The organism is Duganella flavida, assembly GCF_009857445.1.
GTDB lineage: Bacteria > Pseudomonadota > Gammaproteobacteria > Burkholderiales > Burkholderiaceae_D > Rugamonas > Rugamonas flavida.
This window is the reverse complement of the sequence record NZ_WWCN01000014.1, coordinates 26,296-51,245: the sequence shown is the minus strand read 5'-3', so window position 1 is coordinate 51,245 and position 24,950 is coordinate 26,296. Positions and strand designations below refer to the sequence as shown.

The window sequence follows — 24,950 nt, the reverse complement described above, 5'->3', positions numbered from 1 at the left end:
TAGCAATGCGCCGGATTCTTCTGCCTCATGTTGTTTCCGACGACCCGGCGCCAGCAGGCGGCGTGATCCGCGACTACGCTGGCCGCAGCATGGGCACCAGCTGGTCGGTGCGGCTGGTGGCCGCTGCGGATGCCGTTTGCGATCATCTTCAAGACGGGCTGCAACTGCAGCTCGATACCATCGTGGCCGAGATGAGCCACTGGGAAGCCGAGTCTGACCTCGGCCGCTTCAACCGCGCGCCGGCGGATAGCTGGCAAGTGCTGCCGCCGGCCTTCTTCGATGTGCTGTCGTACGCGGTGGGCGTGGCGCGTCAATCCGGTGGCGCTTACGATCCTTGTGCCGGTGCGCTGGTCAACCTTTGGGGCTTTGGGCCGTACGGGCGTTTCGACCAGCCTGATTTTGTCGCGCCGTCGCAAGATGAAATTACTGTCGCCCGCGCGCAGCTGGCGGCGCGGCCGCTGCAATTGCAGCGTGACGGTCGCCGCGCTTGTCAGCCGGGCGGCGTGCAACTCGACCTGTCCGCCGTGGCCAAAGGCTATAGCGTGGACCGGTTGTCCTACTATCTGAAAACGCAGGGCTTTGCGCATCATCTGGTCGAGGTGGGTGGTGAGCTGCGCGGTGCTGGCGTCAAGCCGGACGGGCAGCCGTGGTGGGTGATGCTGGAACAGGTCACCGGCGCCGAGATGGACGAACTGGTGCTGGCGTTGCATAGCCTGGCGGTCGCCACCTCGGGCGACTATCGCCGTTATTTCGAACTGAATGGTCAGCGCTATTCGCACACCATCGACCCGCGCAGCGGCATGCCAATTGCGAACGACCTTGCCTCCGTGACCGTGGTGCACGCGCAGTGCATGGCGGCTGATGCGTGGTCGACCGCGCTGACCGTGCTGGGCAGCCGCGATGGCTTGCACCTGGCCGAGCTGCAAGGCCTGGCTGCGCGCTTCGTGGTGCGCCAGCCGGACGGCAGTTTTACCGAACACCTGAGTTCCCATTTACGCAGCATGCTAGACGAATGATCTGGACCAACGATCCCACCCGATTGATGCTGGTGGCAGGCATGGGCGCGGCTTACGCGCTGGTGTGCCTTGCGCCCTACCTGCGCACGCGCCGCAAGCGCCTGGCCGCTGCGCGCGCCAAGGCGGAAGCGGCGGCAGCCGACGCCGGCTGGATCGTGGCCTACGCCAGCCAGACCGGCAATGCCGAAGAGCTGGCGCAGCAGACCGCTGCGACTCTGAAGCTGGCCGGGATTCCGGCGCAGTTGTCTGAGCTTTCCGATTTTTCTGCGGAAGATTTGCAGCGCGCCGAGCGCGTGCTGTTCCTGGTCAGCACCTATGGCGAGGGTGATGCGCCCGACGCGGCCGCTGCCTTTGCGGGGCGTTTGATGACCACCTCGCTGCCGCTGCCGCAACTGCATTACGCGGTGCTGGCGCTGGGCGACAGTGCTTACGCGCAGTTCTGCGGATTCGGCCGTGCGCTCGACCAGTGGCTGCAGGCGCAAGGCGCGCAGAGCTTGTTCCCGCGCGTGGAAGTGAACCGCAGCTCGGAAGCGTCGATAGCGCAATGGCGCCAGCAACTGAGCCATCTGGCCGGCACCAGCGATGCGCCGGACTGGAGCGCGCCTGCATTCGACGAGTGGCGCTTGAGCGAGCGCGTGCAGCTGAATGCGGGCAGCGCGGGCGAGCCGATTTATCACCTCGAACTGGAGCCGGCGAACGGCGTGCTGCCGTCGTGGCAGTCGGGCGATCTGGTGCAGGTGGCCGCGCCGTCCGATCCGTCGCGCGCGCGTGAGTACTCGATTGCGTCGATTCCGGCCGATGGCCGCGTGCACCTGCTGGTGCGTTTGCATACGCATGGCGATGGTAGCCACGGCGTGGCGTCGGGATGGCTGACGCAGCAGGCGGCGCTGGGTGCCAGCGTGCAGCTGCGCCTGCGCCAGCACAAGCGCTTCCGGTTGGATGGCAATGATGAGCGCCCGCTGATCTTGATCGGCAACGGTAGCGGCATCGCCGGCTTGCGTGGCCATTTGAAAGCGCGCGCGCTGGCAGGGCAGGGCCGCAACTGGTTGCTGTTCGGCGAGCGCAACGCCGCCTACGATTACCACTACCGCGCCGAGCTCGATGGCTGGCAGCGTGACGGCATGCTGGAAAAACTGGACATGGTGTTTTCACGCGACCAAGCGGAGCGACGCTACGTGCAGGATCGCTTGGCCGAGCAGGCCGATGCCGTGCGTGCATGGGTAGCGCAAGGCGCAGCCATTTACATTTGCGGCAGTCTGGACGGAATGGCGGCCGGTGTGGATACGGCGCTGGCAGCAGCCTTGGACCGTGAAGTCCTTGATGACCTCGCCGCCACCGGCCGCTACCGCCGCGACGTGTATTAAAACCCGGGGTCAGTTCTGCCATTGGTACATGAGCCCGTGTCCGATTGGCAGAACTGACCCCGGGTTTAATCTGCGCCGGCTTGTTCCAGGCCTCGGGCGAGGCTGGAGATGCTTGGATTGTCGATGAACACGCAACGCTTGCCGGTGCGCTTGCAGTAGTCTTTCACGCGCCAGTAGGCGCTGTGGCTGATGCAGCCGGTCTGGCAAATTACTAAATCCGCTGCTGCCAGGCTGGCTTCCAGGCGATTGGCGTTGTCTTCCAGCCCGCCATCGTGGTGCGCGAATTGTGCGCCTTCGCGCTCGATCAGTTCGCGGTAGCTGGCGACGTTGCCGTTGCGGCCGCCTACGCACAGCACAGCGCGATCGTTCAGGCGCAGCGGCATTTTCATCACATGCTCAACCACCTGGCGTGCTTCTTCACGCACGGGCGCAGGCGTTTCGGCCGTGCGTGCCAGTTCCAGCTTCAGCTCGTTAATCTGGTTGCGCATGGTGCGTTCGCGTTCTTCCATCTGCATCAGGCGCTCGGCCAGCTTGGCGCGCGACTCCAGGCCCGGGATCGACTCGCGCAACTGCTCCAGTTCAATCTTCAGCGAGTCGATCATGCTGTCCTTGCCGACTACCAATGCTCGCAGCTGCATCAGCTGTGCCGCGTGTTTTTCGGCGTCGGTGCTTTTCTCGGTCATCAGCGCGGTAGCGCGTTGCTGCGCTTTGCTCAGGTCATGCGTCAGACGTTTGTTGTCGTCCAGCGTGGCGTTGAACTTGGTGATGTCGGCACGTACGCAAGCGCCGGCCTGGTGCTGCACCATGTGCAGGTCGCGGCACATCTGTTCTTCCAGTTCGGAAGTGCAGCGCGGATGGGTAAGGCCGGCCCAGAATGCACCGGCCACGTCGCCATTCGCCACCGCGGTGCGCCACAGTTCGGCTACCTGCGCGGTGGTCTTGGCGTTGCGGAAGCGCAGTAGCACGGCGGCGTAGCGGCGTTCCAGTTCTTTTTGCAGCGCTTCCGACAGACGGTTGCGCGTGCTGCACTCGGTAACCGCGCCAACATGCACTTCATAATCGTCAGCGACGACTTTGCCATTGGTGACTTTATCAACCAGCTTGCGCAGCACGCCGAGCGGAAAGCCAACGCCCACCAGCGGGCAGTGGCAGGCATGGCCCAGCTCCCACAGCCGGCGGCGGCGCGAGGCCTGCGCTTCCGGCTCTTTCGCCAGTACGTTCATGACGTTGTTAATGATGGGCTTGATGACTTGCTGCTTGGCGGTCTGTTCAACCGGACGCGGCGCGGCCAGCGGACCGGCCACTTGCGGCATGGCGGCGGCAATGATGGCCGCCAGTGGATCGTGTTTCTCGCACATGTCGAAACGCTCCCCGTTCAGGCCACCGACGGCGCAGTGCGCGCGCGTGCCATGATGCGGCTGAGGAAGTTGGTCTTTTCCTGTTCGTGGATATTGCGCTCGACTTCGTGCGCCCACTGCTCCGACAACTGCTGGCAGGTCGCACTCAGCACCGGCGACAGCTCTGGCAGGCCGGCTAGCGCTTTCAGGTGGCGCTCGATCACCGAGGCCAGCTTGACGCAACCGCCGGCCGACTCGCTGCCGGCCGTGTAGTGTGACATCAGATGCAGCACGGCGGACAGCATCAGTTCGGGATTGTGGCCGCCATGCGATGGGGCGAGGAAAATCGGGTTGCTATGTTCGATGGCCATCAGACGCTCCTGGTTTGGAAAGAGAGTGTGGCTGGCGGTATGGCTGGCTACTCGAGGGGAGAGTGGGCGCAGCGGCGCCCTTTAACGCACAGTTAATCCTGCAAATGAGCGTTACAATTAAGCAGTAAGAATCAATTTGTTCAGCTGGGTGATGCGCAGGCGGTAGACTCGGCCGCTGTGTTCGATCTCGAGTTCGCGGCCGCCTTCCATCAGGCTGGCGCTGCTGATGCGCTTGACCGGCTTGACCGCTTGCACGGCAGCGGTGGCAACTGGGTGGGCAGCGATGGCGGGTGGCATGGCAGGGGTAGTGGTAATCATCGTCTGGCTCTCCTTAAATAAGAATGATTCGTATTTGCATTCATTATTGTGGAAGAGCCGACGGAATGCAAGCCTTTTTCAGTTATAAATTCATTAAAAAAACGGCCCGGTGCGAGACCGGGCCCAAGGCTGGGTAAAACGGGAGGTCGTACTGAAAAGCTACAAGGTGCTACAACGCCGCCAGCAACTGGCCGGACGCTACGGTACTGCCGCCTTTGCTGCGCGAGGCCGGCCGGCCGCGCGTGCGTGAGGGAGGAAGGCGGCGCAAAGTTTTCAGCGCTTCAGGATCCTTGATGCCGATGGTGCGCTGGTCGACGCTGATCATGCCGATTTCGTTGAAGGCCGATAGCGTGCGGCTGACGGTTTCCAGCGTCAGGCCGAGGTAGCTGCCGATTTCGTGGCGCGTCATGCGCAGGTTGAACAGCTTGCTCGAATACCCCATTTGCGCGAAGCGCTCGGCCAGCGCCACCAGGAAGCGCGCCACCCGCGCTTCCGCGCTCAGCGCTCCCAGCATGCCGATCATGGCTTGCTCGCGCACCAGTTCGCGGCTCATCACGCCGTACATCATGTTTTCCAGTTCCGGATGGATGCGGCCCAGCATGGTCAGTTTCTTGAACGGCAGCAGGATCAGATCGCAGTCCGACAGCGCCACCGCTTCCGACGAGTAGTGGCGGGTGTGGATGCCGTCCACGCCCAGCATGTCGCCCTTCATGGGGAAGCTCAGCACTTGCTCATTGCCGTATTCGTCGATGAGCACGGTTTTGAGGAAGCCGGAATTGACGATGTACAAGGTGTCGAACGGCTGGCCGATGGTGTGGATGCGCTGGCCGGTTTTGAATTGCACGTGCTGGAACAATAATTCTTCGTTCGCGAGGGAGTTGGCTGCGGGAATATGCAGCAGATCGCAGACCTCCTTGAGGTTCGACCAGAGCCGCCCCTGACGCTGGCGGCCGGCTTCCATCGACGACGATTGCAGCGTCGTCGTGGCCGGGCGAATTTCAGACGTTTGCGTAGACAGCATGGTGGTCTCTCCTGTGGTCTAGGTGCTGTGCGGTATGGTTTCAGTATGCCAACACAGGAGAGCGATAGATATCAGCAACGGCTGAATGTGGTCGTAGGAGTCGCAGCAATGAATGTAGGACTAGTCCTACGAATGAGCTCGCTTGTCAGGTCTTGAAGGGGGACAACAGGCGGTGCGCCACCGCGTACTGGACCATTTCCGACAGCGAGCTCATGCCCATCTTTTGCATGATGCGGGTCTTGTGGGTACTGACGGTTTTCACGCTCAGGTGCAGGCTGTTGGCGATTTCGGTGATCGAACGACCTGCCACCAACAAGGAGAACACTTCGAACTCGCGGTCCGACAGCTGTTTGTGCAGCAGCGATTCGTGCGGCATCATGATGTTGAGCGCCAGCTGCTCGGCCACTTCGGTGGAAATATACGGCCGGCCGGACGCGACCTTGCGGATCGCCCCTACCAGCTGGGTACCGGCGCTTTCCTTGGTCAGATAGCCCTGGGCGCCGGCGCGGATGGCGCGCACCGCGTACTGTTCCTCCTCGTGCATGGTGAGGATGAGGATGGTCAGCTTGGGCGCTTCGGCCTTGATCTGACGGATCAGGTCGACCCCGCTGCGGCCGGGCATGGACAAGTCCAGCAGCAGCAGGTCGAAGCCGCCCTGGCGCACGTGACCCAGCACCTCGAAGCCGTCAATGGCTTCGCCTACGATGTCGATGTCCGGCGCACCGTCGAGTATGCGTTTGAGGCCTTCACGCATGATGGTGTGGTCATCCGCAATGACAATACGAATCATGAGGGCAGATAAAAAAGTGATTAATAGTAAAATGTGTTGCGTTTGAATTAACCTTGTGATCTTACTATAAAAATCTGCCGCACGCTTGTTATTTGCTACCGGGCTCCTTGATCAGCCGGTGTACCAGTACCGGAATCTTGGAGTTATGCAACACCTTGTTGGTTACACTGCCCAGTAGCAACTGGCCCCAACCGCTGCGCCCGTGCGAACCAATGAAAATCAGGTCGCAGCCGCTGTGTTGCGCCACTTCGACGATTTTGAGGGCGGCGCTTTCGTGGAACGCGGTGATGGCTTCGCAGCGGATGTTGCGCCGGGCGCAGGATGCCACCACGTCCTGTGTATGCTCCTGGCCGGCGCGCTGCATGGCGGCGCGGTATTCGTCTTCGCTGGGATAGCTGGGCGGGATGATTTCCACGTAAATCGGATACTGGTACTCGGGCGCCACGAACAGCACCAACACCTCGGCGCCCAGTTGCTCGGCGAACTGCACGCCGGCGCAGGCGGTCTTGCTGGAGACGGCCGAGCCGTCGGTGGTGATCAGGATTTTGCGGTACATGATGGACCTCCCTTTCTGAATCAGCTCACAGCTTCATTGTAGTCGCGATTTACATTATTGATACTATGGAAAGACTTGATATTTATCAAAGAAAAGCGCTTTATCGCACTTTATGCAGTACAGCACGGTGTGGGCTTTTATGCTTTTTACAGGTTTTTTTTGCACTAAAGCACTACTTTTGTGTCACGCGGCATACTCCGTTGTTCTATCCAATGTTAGTATCACCAAATACAGCTAGTTTAGGGCAGCAAATTTACCAAATATGGAGAAGCAGGGATTATGACTAACGCCGCTGACGATTTCGACGCATTATTTGAAGAAGTGTCTGCTCAGAGCAAATCCGCAGCGCCCGCTCCAGCACCTGCACCGGCGCCGGCTGCGGAAGATGATCTGGAAAGTCTGTTTGAAGAAGTTGCCGCCGCCCGACCGCCCGATGCGGTCGCAGCGGCCGAGCCCGCCGCCGCGTCTGCTGCCGCGCCGGCCGCAGGCGCCGAAGGCGACGGCGAGGGCGGTAATGTGATGTTTGAACGCCTGGGCGGCATCGTGCGCCTGCTGCACGACTCGCTGCGCGAACTGGGCTACGACAAGGCCCTGACCGAAGCGGCCACCCAGATCAACGATGCCCAGGACCGTCTGGAATACGTTGCTACCCTGACCGAACAAGCTGCCAACAAGGTGCTCAATACCTTGGACGAAGGCATGCCGGAGCAGGACGTGCTGTCGAAACAGTCGAAAGACATGGAAGGCCGCTGGGCGGACCTGTTCGCCGGCAAGCTGAGTCTGGAACAGTTCAAGCAACTGGCCGGCGACTCGCAGAAATTCGCCATTGCGGTATCGGCCGCGACCGAAGCCGAGAAAGCGCGTCTGCTGGACATCATGATGGCCCAGGACTTCCAGGACATCACCGGCCAGCTGATCAAGAAAGTGGTCACCATTACCAAGACGGTGGAACAGGAACTGGCCCAGCTGCTGAAAGATAACGCACCGGCCGGCGTCCGCGAAAAAATCGCACAGAAAGAAGTGTCCCTGATGTCCGGCCCATCGGCTCCGGCCGTGGCCCTGAATCAGGATAATGTTGACGACCTTCTTGCCGATCTGGGGTTCTAATGGACGATATGCTGAAGGATTTCGTCGTTGAGGCGATGGATCTGGCGGTCAACGTGGAGGAGCACCTGCTGCGCCTCGAACGTGACCCGGAGAATAAAGAAACGCTGAATGCGGTGTTCCGTTCCTTCCATACCATCAAGGGCGGTGCTGGTTTTATGGGCCTGCCGGCGATGGTGACGGCGTGCCACCTGACGGAAAATTTGTTTGATGCGCTGCGCACCGGCGCCGCGCCAGTCACCCCGCTGTCGATCGAAGCGGCCCTGCAGGCATCGGGCTTTGTGGCCGACCAGTTGGCTGAGCTGAATGACGGTGCCGAGCCGAGCAGTCTGCCGGCCCTGCCGAGCGACCTTGAATCACTGCTGAACGACGCCATTGCCGGCAAGTCCTCCTCGGGCGCTGGCAAGCCTGCGGCGGCAGCCGCTGCGCCTGCACCGGCGCCTGTTGCAGTCCCGGTTGCTGCTGCACCCGCCGCCGCGCCATCTGCCGATGGCCTGGACTGGGAAGGCATGTACGAAGCCGTCATGCCAGCTGGTTCTTATACCCGCTCGGCCGCCGCGCCAGCACCTGCGCCAGTCGCTGCGGCTGCTGCCCCTGCGCCAACCGCACCAAGCTCGGCAGAAATCGCCGCCGTGGCCGCCGAAGTCAAGGCCGCGCCACGCCGCGAAGCCGGCGAGAAGAAGGAGGAGCGTCACGCTGCCCCCGCCAAGGAAGAGTCGATCCGTATCGACGCCGTCAAGCTGGATGCGCTGCTGGAAGTGGCCGGCGAATCGGTACAGGCCGCCAACCAGGCAGCCGTGCTGCTGGAACGCCTGATGCAGTTCAAGTTCGAAGGCCAGGCGCAGACGCTGATGTCGACCCTGGCTGAAACGCTGGAACGCGCCTCGCGCTACTCGACCGAACTGCAGCGCGCCACCCTGGCGACCCGCATGCAGCCAGTCGGCCGCCTGTTCCAGAAATTCCCACGACTGGTGCGCGAACTGGCCAAGGACCTGGGCAAAGAAGTCGATCTGAACATCGAAGGTGCGGAGACCGAAGTCGACCGCGTGGTGGTGGATTCGCTGTACGATCCGCTGGTGCACATGCTGCGTAACTCGCTGGACCACGGCGTCGAAACGCCGGAAGAGCGCGCCATCGCAGGTAAGCCGATCAAGTCCTTCATTCAACTCAAGGCATGGCAGGAAGCCAATAGCGTCATGATCGTGCTGCAAGATGACGGCAAGGGCATGGATCCGGTCAAGCTGCGCGCCAAGGCGCTGCAGAAGGGCCTGATCTCCGAATCCGCACAGCTTTCCACCGACGATTGCCTGCAACTGGTATTCTTACCGGGTTTCTCGACCAAGGAAGTGGCATCGAGCGTGTCTGGCCGCGGCGTCGGCATGGACGTGGTGAAGACCGCCGTGGAGAAAAACCGCGGTGCGATCCAGATCGAGTCCGAGCTGGGCAAAGGCACCAAGTTCTCCATCCGCCTGCCGATTGAGCTGTCGATCGTGCCGACCATGCTGGTTTCGACCTCGGGCGCCGCACTGGCGCTGCCGATGGCCGTAGTGCAGCGCGTGGTCGAGCTGCCGGAAGTGTTCATGGAAGTGGGTGGCGCACCGGTCCTCAAGGACCAGGGCCGTCCGCTGCCGGTACGCTCGCTGGCCGATTCGCTCGGCTACGAGAGCTGCCGCGAGAAGGTGGGTATTGTTGTCTCGGCACCACAGCCGTACATTCTGGCCGTGGAAGCAGTGGATGGCACTGCCGACCTCGTTATTAAACCGATGACCGCGATTACCGTCGAGGGCATTACTGGCACGGCTCGTTCTGCAGAGGGCGAGCTGGTACTAGTGGTAGGCCTATCGTTCCTAATGGACGGTTGTCGAGGTAGTGTACGCATGGCGGCTTAGTCAAGGACTGAGCCAGAAGACCAAAAGCCTGCGTCCACACGCAGGCTTTTTTTATTTAGGGGTCATACCAAGTCGATCGGTATGCAGAAGGCGTCGGGCTCAAGAGGCTGGACCGCGGTGGCTGCTATTGCATTGCACAATATGGCATAATCAAGTTGGATAATCGTAGCAGTATGCAAATGACATCATGAAGACGCTTTACGACAAACTCTGGGAATCCCACGTGGTCCGCACGGAAGACGACGGCACCACCATCCTGTACATCGACCGCCACCTCGTCCACGAAGTGACCAGCCCGCAGGCATTCGACGGCCTGCGCGCCGCCAATCGCCAGCCATGGCGCCTGTCGGCCAACCTGGCTGTGGCCGATCACAATGTGCCGACTACCTCGCGCGCGGAAGGCATTGCAGACCCGATTTCGCGCCTGCAGGTTGAGACGCTGGACAAGAACGCCAAGTCCTACGGCCTGACTTACTTCAACATGAACGACAAGCGCCAGGGGATCGTCCACGTGATCGGCCCTGAGCAGGGCGCGACCCTGCCGGGCATGACCGTAGTCTGCGGCGACTCGCATACGTCCACCCACGGCGCGTTCGGCGCGCTGGCGCACGGCATCGGCACCTCGGAAGTAGAGCACGTGCTGGCGACCCAGACCCTGCTGCAGAAAAAATCCAAAGCCATGCTGGTGCAAGTGGACGGCGCGCTGCCGGCCGGCGTCACCTCCAAGGACATCGTGCTGGCGATTATTGGCAAGATCGGCACCGCTGGCGGCAACGGCTACTGTATCGAGTTCGGCGGTTCCACCATTCGCGCGCTGTCGATGGAAGGCCGCATGACCGTCTGTAATATGGCGATTGAGGCGGGCGCGCGCGCCGGCATCATCGGCGTTGACGACACCACCATCAATTACGTCAAAGGCCGGCCGTTCTCGCCGGCTGGTCCGCACTGGGATCTGGCCGTGAACTACTGGCGCACCCTGCATACCGATGCGGGCGCCAAGTTCGACCTGGTCGTGACCCTGAACGCCGCTGAAATCAAGCCGCAAGTCACCTGGGGTACGTCGCCTGAGATGGTGCTGCCGGTCGATGGCCGCGTGCCCGATCCAGACCATGAAAAAGACAGCGTCAAGCGCAGCGCGATCGAAAAGGCGCTGGTCTATATGGACCTGAAGCCGAACACCGCCATCGAAGATATCCGCATCGACAAGGTGTTCATCGGCTCCTGCACCAACTCGCGCATTGAAGACTTGCGCGCGGCGGCAGCGGTGGTGCGCGGCAAGCAGCGCGCGTCCAACGTCAAGCTGGCGCTGGTGGTGCCGGGTTCGGGCCTGGTGAAAGAACAAGCGGAACGCGAAGGCCTGGACGAGATCTTCAAGGCCGCCGGTTTCGAATGGCGCGAACCGGGCTGCTCGATGTGCCTGGCGATGAACGCCGACCGCCTGGAACCGGGCGAGCGCTGCGCATCGACTTCCAACCGTAATTTTGAAGGACGCCAAGGCCAAGGCGGACGCACCCATCTGGTGTCTCCCGCGATGGCAGCGGCAGCCGGTATCGCCGGCCATTTCGTTGACGTGCGCGCACTGCACTGATTTCTACTCTTCTACACATCGAGAACCACCATGAAAAAACTGATCGCTCTGACTATTTTCGCTATCACGCTGACCGGCTGCAACACCATTGCCGGCATGGGCAAAGATGTACAGAAAGCCGGCCAGGCGGTGCAGGGCGCCGCGGGCCATTGATACCCGACCCGGCTGCGCGGCCTCGCCGCGCGGCACATTTGTGAAGCATCATGGAAAAATTTACGATTTATGAAGGTTTGGTGGCGCCGCTGGATCGCGCCAACGTCGACACCGACGCTATCATCCCGAAGCAATTCCTGAAGTCCATCCACCGCACCGGCTTTGGTCCTAACCTGTTCGACGAGTGGCGCTATCTCGACCACGGCGAACCGGGTATGGACAATAGCAAGCGTCCGCTGAATCCGGAGTTCGTGCTGAACGAAGCGCGCTACCAAGGCGCCTCGATCCTGCTGACCCGCAAAAACTTCGGCTGCGGTTCCTCGCGCGAGCACGCGCCGTGGGCGCTGGACCAGTACGGCTTCCGCGCCGTCGTCGCGCCGTCGTTTGCCGACATCTTCTTCAATAACTGTTTCAAGAGCGGCTTGCTGCCGATCGTATTAACTGAAGCGCAGATCGATCATCTGTTCAACGAAGTCAAGGCCTTCCCCGGATACAAACTGGTGGTCGATCTTGAGCAGCAGCGCATTTCCACCAGCAACGGCAGCATCTCCTACCCATTCGAGATCGACGCCTTCCGCAAATACTGCCTGATGAACGGGCTCGACGATATCGGTCTGACCCTGCGTCACGCCGACACTATCCGTGGATTCGAAGAGCGCCATCTGGCAAACCAACCCTGGTTGGCTAACGTCATCTAAAGAACGAAAACATGAAAATCGCAATCCTCCCGGGCGATGGCATCGGCCCGGAAATCGTCACGCAGGCAGTCAAGGTACTGAACGCGCTGGGCGAACAATTTGAAATGGAAACCGCGCCGGTTGGCGGCGCCGGCTACGAAGCCAGCGGCCACCCGCTGCCGGAAGCCACGCTGAAGCTGGCCAAGGATGCAGACGCGGTGCTGTTCGGCGCCGTCGGCGACTGGAAGTACGACACGCTGGACCGCCCGCTGCGTCCTGAGCAAGCGATCCTCGGCCTGCGCAAGAACCTGGGCCTGTTCGGCAACCTGCGTCCGGCCATCCTGTACCCAGAACTGGCCGGCGCTTCGACGCTGAAGCCGGAAGTGGTGTCGGGCCTGGATATCCTGATCGTGCGCGAACTGACCGGCGACATTTACTTCGGCCAGCCGCGCGGCGTGCGCGAGTGCCCGGACGGCCCGTTCAAGGGCCAGCGCGAAGGCTTCGACACCATGCGCTATGCGGAAGGCGAAATCCGCCGCATCGCCCACGTGGCGTTCCAGGCTGCGCAAAAGCGCGACAAGCGCCTGACCTCGGTCGACAAGGCCAACGTGCTGGAAACCTTCCAGTTCTGGAAAGACATCGTCACCGACGTGCACAAGGAATATCCGGACGTCGCGCTGGACCACATGTACGTCGACAACGCCGCCATGCAGCTGGTACGCGCGCCGAAGAAGTTTGACGTCATCGTCACCGGCAATATGTTCGGCGACATCCTGTCCGACGCCGCCGCCATGCTGACCGGTTCGATCGGCATGCTGCCATCGGCTTCGCTGGACGCCAACAACAAAGGCCTGTACGAGCCATCGCACGGTTCGGCACCAGACATCGCCGGCAAAGGCATTGCGAATCCATTAGCGACGATTTTGTCGGCCGCCATGATGCTGCGCTACTCGCTGAACAAAGTTGAACAAGCGGACCGCATCGAGAGCGCCGTCAAGAAAGTGCTGGCACAAGGCCTGCGTACTGCCGACATCTACGAAGAGGGCACCACCAAAGTGGGCACCGAAGAGATGGGCAACGCAGTCGTCAAAGCACTGGCATAAAAAATTTAAAGACAAGGAAGAGCAAAATGAAACTCGTAGGTCTGGTAGGTTGGCGCGGTATGGTAGGTTCGGTCCTGATGCAACGCATGCAGGAAGAGGGCGATTTCGCTCATATCGAACCAGTGTTCTTCACCACGTCGAACCCGGGCGGTAACGCCCCGGCAATGGCCAAGAACGAAACCAAGCTGAAAAGCGCCACCGACATCGACGAACTGAAAAAGTGCGAGATCATCATCTCGTGCCAGGGCGGCGACTACACCACCGAAGTGTTCCCGAAACTGCGCGCCGCCGGCTGGAACGGCTACTGGATCGATGCTGCATCGACCCTGCGCATGGAAAAAGACGCGGTCATCGTGCTGGATCCAGTGAACATGCACGTCATTAAAGACGCGCTGGGCAAGGGCGTGAAGAACTTCATCGGCGGTAACTGCACCGTGTCGTGCATGCTGATCGGTCTGGGCGGTTTGTTCCAGCACGGCCTGGTCGACTGGATGACTTCGATGACGTATCAAGCGGCATCGGGCGGCGGCGCACAGCACATGCGTGAACTGCTGACCCAGTTCGGCACCATCAACGGCGCCGTCAAGCCGCTGCTGGACGATCCTGCGTCGGCCATCCTGGAAATCGACCGTCAAGTGCTGGCTACCCAGCACGGCCTGTCGCCGGAAGAGATCAAGCAGTTCGGCGCACCGCTGGCCGGCAACCTGATCCCTTGGATCGACAAGGACCTGGGCAACGGCCAGTCGAAAGAAGAGTGGAAAGCCGGCGCCGAGACCAACAAGATCCTGGGCCTGGGCGCGGACTTCGGTTCGAAAGCGATTCCAGTGGACGGCCTGTGCGTGCGTATCGGCGCCATGCGCTGCCACTCGCAAGCACTGACCATCAAGCTGAACAAGGATGTGCCGCTGGACGAAATCACCGACATCATCGCCTCGGCCAATCAGTGGGCGAAAGTGGTGCCTAACACCCGCGAAGCGTCGGTCAAAGACCTGTCGCCAGCTGCCGTGACCGGCAGCCTGACTATCCCGGTCGGCCGCCTGCGCAAGATGAGCATGGGCCCTGAGTACCTGTCGGCCTTCACCGTCGGCGACCAGCTGCTGTGGGGCGCGGCCGAACCGCTGCGCCGCATGCTGCGCATCGTGCTGGATCAGTAAAACCCGCACTGGCCCTACAGCCGCGCACGCCGCACCATGCTGCAGCTTGTGGGGAGCATCGTTATAAGAGAAGGGCTTTTCCCTATGTGTTTTCATAGGGGGAAGCCCTTTTGTTGGTTTACAGTGGTGCAAAGCTTGCATGCTCCCAAGCATGATGTTATGTTGGTATATCCGGGAAAGTAACATTTTCCCTCTGACAACTCAAAAACGCCCCACTATGCCAGTACACAATCGCCCCTTTGTTTCGTTCGCGTTGAAGTCACTCACCAGCGCCGTTGCCAGCGCTGTTTTGTTGGCCGCGTCTGCAAATGCGGCGGGACTGGGCAAGCTGACTGTCCTGTCGTCGCTGGGGCAGCCGCTGCGGGCGGAAATTGAACTGACGTCCGTCAACGGCGATGAAGCCAGCGCGCTGGTCGCCAAGCTGGCCTCGGCCGACGCCTTCCGCAGCGCTAATATCGATTTCAATCCGGCGCTGATGTCGCTGCGCTTTGAGGTCGAGCCGCGCAACGGCAAGCAAGTCATCAAAGTGAGTTCCAGCCAGCCGATCAACGAACCGTTCGTCGACATGCTGCTGGAGCTGAACTGGACCGGCGGCCGCATGGTCCGCGAATACACCTTCCTGCTGGATCCGCCGGACCTGCGCGCCACACAAGCGCCGCAAGTGACCGCGCCAATTGACTTGGGTAACCGCGTAGCGGCCGCAACGCCGGCCCCGGCCCCTGCTGCTGCGCCAGCGCCGGCACCAGCCGCCGCTGCTCAGCCTGCGCGCCCGGCAACGACGCCAGCGCCAGCCGCTAACCCGGCTTCGGCCCCGGCCAAGGCTGCCGCTTCTGAATACACCGTCAAGGCTGGCGACAACCTGACCCGTATCGCCAATCAGGTCAAGCCGGTCGACGTTTCGCTGGACATGATGCTGGTAGCGCTATACCGCGCCAATCCGGAAGCCTTCGCCGGCAACAATATGAACCGCCTGAAATCGGGCCAGATCCTGGCCGTGCCGGATTCGGACGCGATCCGCGCCAGCGCCAGCGATGGCGACGCGCGCGGCGTGGTGGTCGCGCATGCGGCGGACTTCGCGGCCTACCGCGCCAAGCTGGCAGGGCAGGTGGCCGCCAGCGCGCCGGCCAAGGAGCCGGATGCCTCGCAAAACGTGTCGGGCAAGATCACCGCCAAGGTGGAAGAGAAGCCGACCGCCACCAACACCGCCAAGGACAAGCTGACCCTGTCCAAAGCCACCGCCAGCGCCCCGCAGCAAGGCAAAACCGGCCAAGCGGCGGAAGAGGAAAAGGTCGCCAAGCAGAAGCAGGTCGACGAAGCGGCTGACCGCGTCAAGGAACTGGAAAAGAACGTCAACGACCTTGAGAAGCTGATGGCCGTGAAGAGCAAGGCTGCCGCCGAGGCCAAGAAGCCATCGGCCGCAGCATCGGCTTCGGCCGCCGCCTCCGGTGTGGTCACGCTGGACGTGACGCCACAACCGGAAGCGGAACACAAACCGAAGCGCACGCTGGTGATTCCGCCGAAAAAACTGGCCGAGCCGAGCATCTTCGAAATCCTGATGGACAACATCACCTACGTCGGCGCGGCCGCGGCTGCCGTGCTGCTGGGGATCGTTGGCCTGTTGGCTTCGCGCCGCCGCAAAAAATTCGTGGTGCCGGCGGACGAGCCGTCCATTCTTGGCGACACCGCCATCCCGCCGCAAACGCCACTGATCGCCGATGCCGGCGGCCAGAGCGTCGACACCAATAACAGCGTGTTCAACTCGAACTTCGCGCCGTCGGCCAGCCAGCTGGACACCAACGAGGTGGATCCGGTGGCGGAAGCCGATGTCTACATCGCCTATGGCCGCGACGCCCAGGCGGAAGAGATCCTGAAAGAAGCCCTGCGTACCCATCCGGAACGCCACGCGGTGCGCCTGAAGCTGCTGGAAATCTATGTCGCCCGCAAGGACACGCGTTCGTTTGAAACCCAGGCTTCCGAGCTATACGCACTGACCCGTGGCCAAGGCCCGGAGTGGGAGCAAGCAGCTGAGATGGGCAAGGGCATTGATGCCGCTAATCCGCTGTACACGATGGGCAAGGACAGCGGCGACGTCAGCTTGGCCGCCGCCGCACCAGTGGCTGCCGCTGCCGCCGTGGCTGCAGCCGAGCCGGACTTTGGCAACGACTTTGGCGCCACCTACACGCCAGCCGCAGCACCGGCCGAAGCCGCCGCGCTGGACCTGGACCTGAGCCAGGACGCCGCGCCTGCAGCAGTCGAACCAGCAGCACCAGCCATCCCAACCGCTGGCGCCGATTTCAACGACCTCGACTTTGGCACCGACCTGGACACCGCACTGCCGCAAGCAGCCGATGCCAGCATCTCGCCAGCCTCGGTGGCGGCCGAAGCCGACAACCTGATGGACTTCGACCTGGGCGGCCTGAGCTTCGAACCAGTCTCGGCGCCGACGCCAGTGATTGAAGTACCGCCACCAGCACCTGCCGCCGAAGCACCGGCGCCGATTGACGACATGGGCCTGGACTTTGGTCTCGACCTGCCGTCGTCCGCGCCAGTGGAGGCTTTCGCGCCAGCGGAAGACGCCAAGCCATCGTCCGCCAGCGATCCGCTGGACCTGGACCTGGCCGGTTTCGATATTCCAGAAGTGCCGGCCTTCACCGAGCCGCCGAAAGCCGAAGCCCCAGCGCTCGACTTCGACACCAGCCTCGACCTGCCGCCGGAAGTGGAAAACATCACCGCCGCGCCGCCACCGGCCGCGCAAGAGTTCGACCTGTCGAGCATTGACCTGGACCTGGGTAGCCTGGGTGGCGATGCCGCCCCTGCACCTGCAGATCAAGCATCGGCCAGCAACGAGCCGCTGTCCGCCCATCACATGGAAATGGATACCAAGCTGGACCTCGCTGTCGCCTATCAGGAAATCGGCGACAAGGAAGGCGCGCGCGAGCTGCTGGATGAAGTGCTGCGTGGTGGTAATCCGGAGCAGGTGGTCAAGGCCAACGCCATGAAGGCCCAGCTGGGATAAAAGCCTGCCGTTATATAATGGCTGACTCAGAAACTTAGACATTGGGCAGCAATTGAAACGGATAGCAATCGGGCTTCAGTACGATGGCCAGGCCTGGCACGGTTACCAGAAGCAGGACCACGGTCTCACCGTGCAGGACAAGCTGGAGCAGGCGCTGCTGGAGTTCGCCACTGTGCCGCTGGCTACCACTTGTGCTGGCCGCACCGACGCCGGCGTGCACGCCTCCGAGCAAATCGTCCATTTCGATACCGACCTGAATCGCCTGCCGCACGCGTGGGTGCGCGGCGTGAACGCTTTCCTGCCGCCGTCAATCGGCGTGCGCTGGGCCAAGGAACTGGACGGCGATCCGTCGGTCGACAACTTCTTCCATGCCCGCTTCAGCGCGCAAGCTCGCACTTATCACTACGTGCTGTACAACAGCCAGGTGCGTTCGCCGCTGCTGAATGGTCGTGCCGGTTTCTACCATCACCCGCTGGATGCGGAGCGCATGCAGGAGGCAGCCAAGGCGCTGATCGGCACGCACGACTTCACCACCTTCCGCGCCGCGTATTGCCAGGCCAAGTCGCCGGTCAAGCTGATGCACGACATCCGGGTCCGCCGCCAGGGCGACCTGATCATCTTCACGCTGAAAGCCAGCGCCTTCCTGCATCACATGGTGCGCAACCTGGTGGGATCGCTGGTCTACATCGGCCAGGGCCGCGAGGATGTGACGTGGATGGGTGAACTGCTGGCCGCTAAAAACCGCCAGATCGCCGCGCCGACCTTCATGCCGGACGGCCTGTACCTGGCCAAAATCGATTATGACGAAAAATGGGCGCTGCCGCAGGAGACTTCCAGCCAGCTGCCGTGGTTTTAAAGGATGAGCATGCGTACCCGTATCAAAATCTGCGGCTTGACCCGCGAGGAAGACGTGCAAGCCGTAGTGGCTTCGGGCGCGGATGCGATCGGGTTTGTGTTCTATCCCAAGAGCCCGCGCTACGTCACGCCCGAGCGCGCCGCTGAACTGATGCGCGCCGTGCCGCCGTTTATCGCCACGGTGGGCCTGTTCGTCAACGCCTCGCCGGAGGAAGTGGCGGCGGCCGTGAAGATCGCGCCGCTGTCGTTGCTACAATTACATGGCGACGAAACAGTGGAGCAGGGCGCGGCGATTGCCGCCGCCGCCGGACGCCAGTACATGAAGGTGTTCCGCGTCAAACCTGACACGCGCCCGGATGAACTGCTAGAATACGAGCAGGCAAACCGCGCCGCCAGTCCACTCTTCACCAGCCTGTTGCTGGATACGTATGTGGATGCTTACGGTGGTGCAGGAAAGGGTTTTGATTGGTCTCTCGTTCCAAAAGATCTCGCGCCTCGGGTCGTTTTAAGTGGTGGCTTGAGCGTACACAACGCGACTGACGCGGTGGTAGGTGTTCGTCCCTACGCTGTTGACATCAGTTCCGGTGTTGAAGCGTCCAAGGGAATCAAAGATGCCCGCAAGATTGCCGATTTTGTTACGGCGGTGCGGGCAGGAGATACCACTATCGAAAGCGAAACCCATCATGAAAGCGCTGTTCCACGCTAAAGACTACGCATTACCAGACGCCAAAGGCCACTTTGGCCCTTACGGCGGCAGCTTCGTCGCCGAAACCCTGACTTACGCACTGGCCGAGCTCAACGAAGCCTACGCCAAGTACAGCAAAGATCCTGAGTTCCTCGAAGAATTCCGCTACGAGCTCAAGCACTTCGTCGGCCGTCCGTCGCCGATTTACCATGCCAAACGCTGGTCCGAAATCGCCGGCGGCGCGCAGATTTACTTCAAGCGCGAAGACCTGAACCACACCGGTGCACACAAGATCAACAACGTCATCGGCCAGGCTCTGCTGGCCAAGCGCATGGGCAAGCCGCGCATCATCGCCGAAACCGGCGCTGGGCAGCACGGTGTGGCCACTGCCACCATTTGCGCCCGTTTCGGCCTCGAATGCGTGGTTTACATGGGCAGCGAGGACGTCAAGCGCCAGGCGCAAAACGTCTACCGCATGAAACTGCTGGGTGCGACCGTGGTGCCGGTGGAGTCCGGTTCCAAGACCCTGAAGGACGCGCTCAATGAAGCGATGCGCGACTGGGTTACCAACATTGAAAACACCTTCTACATCATCGGCACCGTGGCCGGCCCGCACCCGTATCCTATGCTGGTGCGCGACTTCCAGTCGGTGATCGGCGAGGAATGCCTGGTGCAGATGCCAGAAATGACCGGCCGCCAGCCTGACTACGTGGTGGCTTGCATCGGCGGCGGTTCCAATGCCATGGGTATTTTCTACCCATACATCGATGAGAAAAACACCAAGCTGATCGGCGTGGAAGCGGCGGGCGAGGGCCTGGACGGCAGCAAGCACGCAGCCTCGCTGACCAAGGGCTACCCGGGCGTCCTGCACGGCAACCGCACTTACTTGCTGCAGGATGAGAATGGCCAGATTATTGAGACGCACTCGGTTTCGGCTGGCCTCGACTATCCGGGAGTAGGGCCGGAACACGCCTACCTGAAGGATATCGGCCGCGCCCAATACGAATCGATCACGGACGAGGAAGCGCTGCAAGCCTTCCACGACTGCTGCCATATCGAAGGCATCATTCCTGCGCTGGAGTCGTCGCACGCGCTGGCCTACGCGGCCAAGCTGGCGGCCACGCTGCCGAAGGATAAGATTGTGCTGGCCAACCTGTCGGGCCGAGGTGACAAGGACATGCATACGGTCGCAGAGCGTATGGGTCTGAACTTCAACTAAGGAAACCGACATGTCCAAGATTGCAGCAACCTTCAGCGCTTTGAAAGCGCAAAACAAAACCGCGCTCGTTACTTTCATCACTGCCGGCGATCCTGCGCCGGAGCTGACCGTGCCGCTGATGCATGCCCTCGTGGCAGGCGGCGCTGACATTATTGAACTGGGCGTGCCGTTCTCCGATCCGATGGCCGAAGGCCCGGTGATCCAGCGCGCCTGCGAACGCGCGCTGGCGCATGGTGTCGGCATCAAAGACGTGTTCGGCTACGTGGCGGAATTCCGCAAGACCAACCGGACCACGCCGGTGGTGCTGATGGGCTATGCCAACCCGATCGAGCGCATCGGCCCGAAAGCCTTCATCGAGCAATCGGTGGCGGTGGGCGCGGACGGCGCCATCGTGGTGGACTACCCGCCGGAAGAGTGTGAAGAGTTCGCCGCCGCCATGCGCGCGGCCGAGCTGGACCTGATCTTCCTGCTGTCCCCAACCTCGACCGAGCAGCGCATCGAGCAAGTGGCCAAGGTGGGTGGCGGCTTCAGCTACTACGTCTCGCTGAAAGGCGTGACCGGCGCCGGCAATATCGACGTGGCGGATGTGGCGAATCGCCTGCAAGCCATCCGCAAACATGTGAAGCTGCCGGTGGGCGTGGGCTTCGGCATTCGTGACGGCGCCACTGCGCGCGCCGTGGCCGAGGTGGCAGATGCTGTGGTGATCGGCAGCCGCATCATCCAGGAAATCGAAACCGTCGGCAAAGACAAAGCCGTCGCCGCCGTGCAAGCCTTCACCACCTCCATCCGCACCGCCCTCGACGCCTGACCTTCCTCAAAATCCGACTGCTCACCTTGATACATAGTTAAGTACTCGCTATGTTGAAAGGGAGCGGTCGTGCGCTTCACCTGGGATCCCCGTAAAGCAAAAGCTAACATGCTTACGCATGGAGTAAGCTTTGATGAAGCTTCCACTGTTTTCGCAGATCCGCGCGGAAAGCTGGAATTCGACTTAGAGCACTCGGACGATGAAGATAGGTTCATCCAGCTCGGCCGCAGTAATAAGGAACGCTTACTTTGGGTGTGCCATTGCTACCGTTGCGGCGTGATTCGCATTATTTCTGCACGTCCAGCTCAAAATGTCGACGAGATTGACTATTTCGAAGGTGATTGAAAATGCGTAAACATAACTGGAAACCAAATCCATATTTTGAGCAGTTGAGTGCGGAAATCACTTTCAGGCTGGACTTTCGCTCTATCGAATATTTTGCAGAGTTGGGGCGTCCATACGGCTTGTGTGCACAGGATATGATGGGGATGTACCTGCGTCACATTGCTGGTTCTGGCTATAAAGCTAATCTTGGTATTCTTACCCTGAAAGAACGGGAGGAGTTGAAAAAATCACTGGAGGCGGAGGGCGGGCTCACTCTGGAGGAGTAGTGCATTTCCTCTAAAGTTCGACAGAGGGACCAGAAACGGCTACACTTCGGGCCAAGAATTAGCTGCAAGGAGAATTTATGAGTTGGTTGGAAAAACTGCTGCCCCCACGTATCCAGCGTTCCGACGCCGGCGCCCGCAAGACCATGCCGGAAGGCCTGTGGGTCAAATGCCCATCGTGCGAAGCCGTCCTGTACCGCACCGACCTGGAGTCGAACCTGCACGTTTGCCCGAAATGCGACCACCACATGCGCATCCGCGCCCGTGAGCGCCTCGACAGCCTGTTCGATGCCGGCGGCCGTTATGAAATCGGCATGGATACCCTGCCGGTCGATACGCTGAAGTTCAAAGATAGCAAGAAATACCCAGACCGCCTGAAGCAAGCGATGGAAGCCACCGGTGAAACCGATGCGCTGATCGTGATGGGCGGCTCCATCATGAGCCTGCCGGTCGTGGTAGCGTGCTTCGAGTTCGAATTCATGGGCGGCTCGATGGGCTCCGTGGTCGGCGAGCGCTTCGTGCGCGGCGCGCAAGTGGCGCTGGAGCAGAAAGTGCCATTCATTTGCATCACCGCTACCGGCGGCGCCCGTATGCAAGAGGGCCTGCTGTCGCTGATGCAGATGGCCAAGACCACCGCCATGCTGACCAAGCTGTCGGACAAGAAACTGCCCTTCATCAGCGTGCTGACCGATCCGACCATGGGCGGCGTGTCCGCTTCGTTCGCCTTCATGGGCGACGTGGTGATCGCAGAACCCAAAGCGTTGATCGGCTTCGCCGGCCCGCGCGTGATCGAGAACACCGTGCGCGAGAAACTGCCGGAAGGCTTCCAGCGCGCCGAGTTCCTGGTGCAGAAGGGCGCCGTTGACATGATCGTTGACCGCCGCAAAATGCGCGAGGAAATCGCCCGCCTGCTGGCCTTGCTGCAAAATCAACCAGTGGAAGTGCTCGCCTAAAAACGGGCGACGTTCTCACGCTGCGGCGCGCAATCGGATATCATCCGGCCTGCGCGCCGTTTTCATTTCTGAGTCACCATCATGTCGAACCTCCCAACTACTTTGCCTGCCTGGCTTGCGCTGCTTGAATCGCGCCATGCCGAAACCGTCATCAACATGGGCCTGGACCGCGTTCTCGCCGTCAAGGAACGCCTGCAGCTGAGCTTTAGCTGCCCGACCATCATGGTAGCCGGCACCAACGGCAAGGGCTCGACCTGCTCGATGCTGGAATCGGTGCTGATGCGCGCTGGTTACAAGGTTGGCCTGTACATCAAGCCGCACTTCCTCGATTTCAACGAGCGCGCCCGCATCAACGGTGACATGGCCAACGACGAGACGCTAGTGGCCGCCTTCAATGCGGTTGAGGCGGCACGTGGCGATACCACGCTGACGTATTTCGAATTCACCACGCTGGCCATCATGAAGCTGCTGTCGGAGGCGGGCATGGATGTGGTCATCCTGGAAGTCGGCCTCGGTGGCCGCCTGGATGCGGTCAACATCATCGATGCCGACGTTTCCATCGTCACCAGCGTCGATATCGACCACACCGACTACCTGGGCGACACCCGCGAGAAGATCGGCTTCGAAAAAGCCGGCATCTTCCGCGCTGGTAAAACCGCGATCTGCTCGGACCCGGTGCCGCCGCAGTCGCTGATCGACCACGCCGAAGCCATCGGCGCCGACCTGTGGCTGATGGGCCGCGATTTCAACTATTCCGGCGATAAGCAGCAGTGGAGCTACGGCGGCCGCAATCAGCGCCGCAACTCGCTGGCTTACCCAAGCCTGCGCGGTGCCAACCAGATTCTCAATGCCTGCGCCGCTTTGGCCGCGCTGGAAGCGCTCAAGCTGGTGCTGCCGGTAGGCGCGCAGGAAGTGCGCACCGGCCTGGTGACCGTGGAACTGCCGGGCCGCTTCCAGGTGCTGCCGGGCCGTCCGACCACCATCTTTGACGTGGCGCACAATCCGCACGCTGCTGCCGCGCTGAATCAGAACCTCGGCAATATGGGCTTCCACCGCTACACCTACGCCGTGTTCGGCTCCATGCAGGACAAAGATATCGACGGCGTGATTGCCGCCATGTCCGAGCATATCGATCACTGGTGCCTGGCCACGCTGCCATCGCCGCGCTCGGCAACCGCCTCGGAACTGGCGGCCAAGGTGCAAACCGTGCAGCCGGAACGCGACGAACGCACCATCAATGTGTTCGATGATCCGGGTGCTGCGTACGCAAATGCCGTCAGCCGGGCCGGTGAGGATGATAGAATTGTGGTCTTTGGATCTTTCCTGACCGTTGCCGGTGTTATGGCAGCGCGAAAATCCTCACTCCATTGAACGCACAGGACTGAAATCACGCATGGGCTTGTTCTCGAAACTCGGTAAAAACAAGCAAGACACCGCAGGTCAAGACAGCGGTTTTTACACCAGCGCAGATGACCGGGCGGCGACCGAACGCGCCCGCTCCAAGCGCGCCTCGTCGGCTGAGGGCGGCGCCACCAAGCGCCGCGCGCGCGATCGTGACGAAGATGATGCGGTGTTGCCGGAAAAGAAACGCGCCCGCCGCCGTCTGGTGGGCGCCATCGCATTGGCATTGGCAGTTGCCGTGGGCCTGCCGATGGTACTCGATTCCGAGCCTAAGCCGCTGTCTTCCGACATTGATATCAAAATTCCATCCAAGGACAAGCCGGCTGACGCCGTGCGCGCGCCTGTGCCGGTGGCTGCCGCCGCTGCGCTCGACAGCAAGGAAGAAATTGTCGAAGACGTGAAGCCGGCCGCCAAACCGGTCGCGCCGGTTGCTCCAGTGGTGGTCGAAACCGCCAAACAAGAATCCGATGCCAAGGCCAAGGCAGAGGCCCGCGCCGAGCAGCAAGCCAAGGCCCAAGCCGAGCGTGAACTGAAATCGCGCCAGGAAGCCGACTACAAAGCCGAACTGGAACGCAAGCAAGCGGAAGCCAAGGCCGACGCCAAACTCAAAGCCGACAAGCAGGACGCCGAGCGCAAGCTGGCGGAAGCCAAGGCCAAACCGGCCGAGACCAAGCCAGCAGCCAAGTCCGAAGACGCACGCGCCCTGGCCATCCTGGAAGGCAAGCCAGCCGCCAGCGGCGAAAAATTCGTGCTGCAAGTGGCCGCCCTGAGCGATCAGGCGAAAGTCGAGGAATTGCGCGCTAAACTGAAAAATGCCGGGATCAGTTCCTTTACGCAGAAAGCACCGTCGGGCGACATCACCCGCGTGCGCGTCGGGCCGTTCACCAGCAAGGAAGAGGCAGAGAAGGTCAAGGCCAAGCTGACCGGCATGGGCCTGAGCGGCCGCCTCGAAACCGTTTGATAC

General features: G+C 61.4%; 25 protein-coding genes. 19 read left to right on the top strand and 6 right to left on the bottom strand.

The window, feature by feature from the left end; translation table 11 throughout:
* Window positions 1-5 precede the first annotated feature (5 nt).
* Both GTP46_RS20870 and GTP46_RS20865 read left to right on the top strand, forming a co-directional pair.
* Window positions 6-1,016: an FAD:protein FMN transferase gene (locus GTP46_RS20870; RefSeq protein ID WP_161008548.1), complete on the top strand. Its 1,011-nt coding sequence runs from the start codon at window positions 6-8 to the stop codon at window positions 1,014-1,016.
* Window positions 1,013-2,380: a sulfite reductase subunit alpha gene (locus tag GTP46_RS20865; RefSeq protein ID WP_161008547.1), complete on the top strand. Its 1,368-nt coding sequence runs from the start codon at window positions 1,013-1,015 to the stop codon at window positions 2,378-2,380. The genes GTP46_RS20870 and GTP46_RS20865 overlap by 4 nt, the downstream gene beginning before the upstream one ends.
* 65 nt (window positions 2,381-2,445) lie before the next feature.
* On the opposite strand, the gene GTP46_RS20860 is transcribed toward GTP46_RS20865, so the two are convergent.
* From GTP46_RS20860 to GTP46_RS20835, 6 genes are all read right to left on the bottom strand, one after another.
* Window positions 2,446-3,738 (bottom strand): DUF2325 domain-containing protein, encoded by a 1,293-nt coding sequence (locus tag GTP46_RS20860; RefSeq protein ID WP_161008546.1) that lies wholly within the window; start codon window positions 3,736-3,738, stop codon window positions 2,446-2,448.
* A gap of 17 nt (window positions 3,739-3,755) precedes the next feature.
* Window positions 3,756-4,088, bottom strand: a complete 333-nt coding sequence (locus GTP46_RS20855) for a hypothetical protein (protein ID WP_161008545.1) — start codon at window positions 4,086-4,088, stop codon at window positions 3,756-3,758.
* Window positions 4,089-4,205: 117 nt separating this feature from the next.
* Entirely contained in the window at window positions 4,206-4,406 is a 201-nt protein-coding gene (gene hemP / locus GTP46_RS20850) for a hemin uptake protein HemP (RefSeq protein WP_202414381.1), read from the bottom strand.
* Window positions 4,407-4,575: 169 nt separating this feature from the next.
* Window positions 4,576-5,367, bottom strand: a complete 792-nt coding sequence (locus tag GTP46_RS20845; RefSeq protein WP_161008702.1) for a Crp/Fnr family transcriptional regulator — start codon at window positions 5,365-5,367, stop codon at window positions 4,576-4,578.
* 205 nt (window positions 5,368-5,572) lie between these two features.
* A complete protein-coding gene (locus tag GTP46_RS20840; protein ID WP_161008544.1) occupies window positions 5,573-6,217 on the bottom strand; it encodes a response regulator in 645 nt (214 codons plus the stop codon).
* Between the two features lie 88 nt (window positions 6,218-6,305).
* Window positions 6,306-6,773, bottom strand: a complete 468-nt coding sequence (locus GTP46_RS20835; protein WP_161008543.1) for a universal stress protein — start codon at window positions 6,771-6,773, stop codon at window positions 6,306-6,308.
* Between the two features lie 279 nt (window positions 6,774-7,052).
* Here GTP46_RS20835 and GTP46_RS20830 point away from each other — a divergent pair, with 279 nt between their 5' ends.
* The 17 genes from GTP46_RS20830 to GTP46_RS20750 all read left to right on the top strand — a co-directional run bounded on the left by GTP46_RS20830 (window position 7,053) and on the right by GTP46_RS20750 (window position 24,947).
* Complete coding sequence (locus tag GTP46_RS20830) at window positions 7,053-7,880, top strand: protein phosphatase CheZ (protein WP_161008542.1); 828 nt, start codon at window positions 7,053-7,055, stop codon at window positions 7,878-7,880.
* A complete protein-coding gene (locus GTP46_RS20825; RefSeq protein ID WP_161008541.1) occupies window positions 7,880-9,766 on the top strand; it encodes a chemotaxis protein CheA in 1,887 nt (628 codons plus the stop codon). Before GTP46_RS20830 ends, GTP46_RS20825 begins: the two co-directional genes overlap by 1 nt.
* 184 nt (window positions 9,767-9,950) lie before the next feature.
* Entirely contained in the window at window positions 9,951-11,354 is a 1,404-nt protein-coding gene (gene leuC, locus GTP46_RS20820) for a 3-isopropylmalate dehydratase large subunit (RefSeq protein WP_161008701.1), read from the top strand.
* Window positions 11,355-11,384: 30 nt separating this feature from the next.
* Window positions 11,385-11,507: an entericidin A/B family lipoprotein gene (locus GTP46_RS20815; protein ID WP_161008540.1), complete on the top strand. Its 123-nt coding sequence runs from the start codon at window positions 11,385-11,387 to the stop codon at window positions 11,505-11,507.
* A gap of 50 nt (window positions 11,508-11,557) precedes the next feature.
* Window positions 11,558-12,205 carry a 3-isopropylmalate dehydratase small subunit gene (gene leuD, locus GTP46_RS20810; RefSeq protein WP_161008539.1) on the top strand — a complete coding sequence of 216 codons (648 nt, stop codon included), beginning with the start codon at window positions 11,558-11,560 and terminating at the stop codon, window positions 12,203-12,205.
* Between the two features lie 11 nt (window positions 12,206-12,216).
* On the top strand, window positions 12,217-13,287 hold the full coding sequence (gene leuB, locus GTP46_RS20805) for a 3-isopropylmalate dehydrogenase (protein WP_161008538.1): 1,071 nt from the start codon (window positions 12,217-12,219) through the stop codon (window positions 13,285-13,287).
* 26 nt (window positions 13,288-13,313) lie between these two features.
* Complete coding sequence (gene asd / locus GTP46_RS20800) at window positions 13,314-14,441, top strand: aspartate-semialdehyde dehydrogenase (protein WP_154364865.1); 1,128 nt, start codon at window positions 13,314-13,316, stop codon at window positions 14,439-14,441.
* 292 nt (window positions 14,442-14,733) lie between these two features.
* Window positions 14,734-17,457 (top strand): motility hub landmark protein FimV, encoded by a 2,724-nt coding sequence (locus tag GTP46_RS20795; RefSeq protein ID WP_308495440.1) that lies wholly within the window; start codon window positions 14,734-14,736, stop codon window positions 17,455-17,457.
* 52 nt (window positions 17,458-17,509) lie between these two features.
* The gene (gene truA / locus GTP46_RS20790; RefSeq protein WP_161008536.1) at window positions 17,510-18,313 is read left to right on the top strand and encodes a tRNA pseudouridine(38-40) synthase TruA; all 804 of its coding nucleotides are present in this window, start codon (window positions 17,510-17,512) and stop codon (window positions 18,311-18,313) included.
* Between the two features lie 3 nt (window positions 18,314-18,316).
* Window positions 18,317-19,018, top strand: coding sequence for a phosphoribosylanthranilate isomerase (locus tag GTP46_RS20785; protein WP_161008535.1), 702 nt, complete (start codon window positions 18,317-18,319; stop codon window positions 19,016-19,018).
* Window positions 18,996-20,216 carry a tryptophan synthase subunit beta gene (trpB, locus tag GTP46_RS20780; RefSeq protein WP_161008534.1) on the top strand — a complete coding sequence of 407 codons (1,221 nt, stop codon included), beginning with the start codon at window positions 18,996-18,998 and terminating at the stop codon, window positions 20,214-20,216. The genes GTP46_RS20785 and trpB overlap by 23 nt, the downstream gene beginning before the upstream one ends.
* A 10-nt stretch (window positions 20,217-20,226) precedes the next feature.
* Window positions 20,227-21,024, top strand: coding sequence for a tryptophan synthase subunit alpha (gene trpA, locus GTP46_RS20775; protein ID WP_161008533.1), 798 nt, complete (start codon window positions 20,227-20,229; stop codon window positions 21,022-21,024).
* 69 nt (window positions 21,025-21,093) lie between these two features.
* On the top strand, window positions 21,094-21,369 hold the full coding sequence (locus GTP46_RS20770; RefSeq protein WP_371869714.1) for a BrnT family toxin: 276 nt from the start codon (window positions 21,094-21,096) through the stop codon (window positions 21,367-21,369).
* 2 nt (window positions 21,370-21,371) lie between these two features.
* Window positions 21,372-21,635, top strand: a complete 264-nt coding sequence (locus GTP46_RS20765; RefSeq protein ID WP_161008532.1) for a hypothetical protein — start codon at window positions 21,372-21,374, stop codon at window positions 21,633-21,635.
* Window positions 21,636-21,712: 77 nt separating this feature from the next.
* A complete protein-coding gene (accD, locus tag GTP46_RS20760; RefSeq protein WP_090176168.1) occupies window positions 21,713-22,585 on the top strand; it encodes an acetyl-CoA carboxylase, carboxyltransferase subunit beta in 873 nt (290 codons plus the stop codon).
* Between the two features lie 81 nt (window positions 22,586-22,666).
* Window positions 22,667-23,956, top strand: a complete 1,290-nt coding sequence (folC, locus tag GTP46_RS20755; RefSeq protein WP_161008531.1) for a bifunctional tetrahydrofolate synthase/dihydrofolate synthase — start codon at window positions 22,667-22,669, stop codon at window positions 23,954-23,956.
* A gap of 22 nt (window positions 23,957-23,978) precedes the next feature.
* Window positions 23,979-24,947 (top strand): SPOR domain-containing protein, encoded by a 969-nt coding sequence (locus GTP46_RS20750; protein WP_161008530.1) that lies wholly within the window; start codon window positions 23,979-23,981, stop codon window positions 24,945-24,947.
* Window positions 24,948-24,950 lie beyond the last annotated feature (3 nt).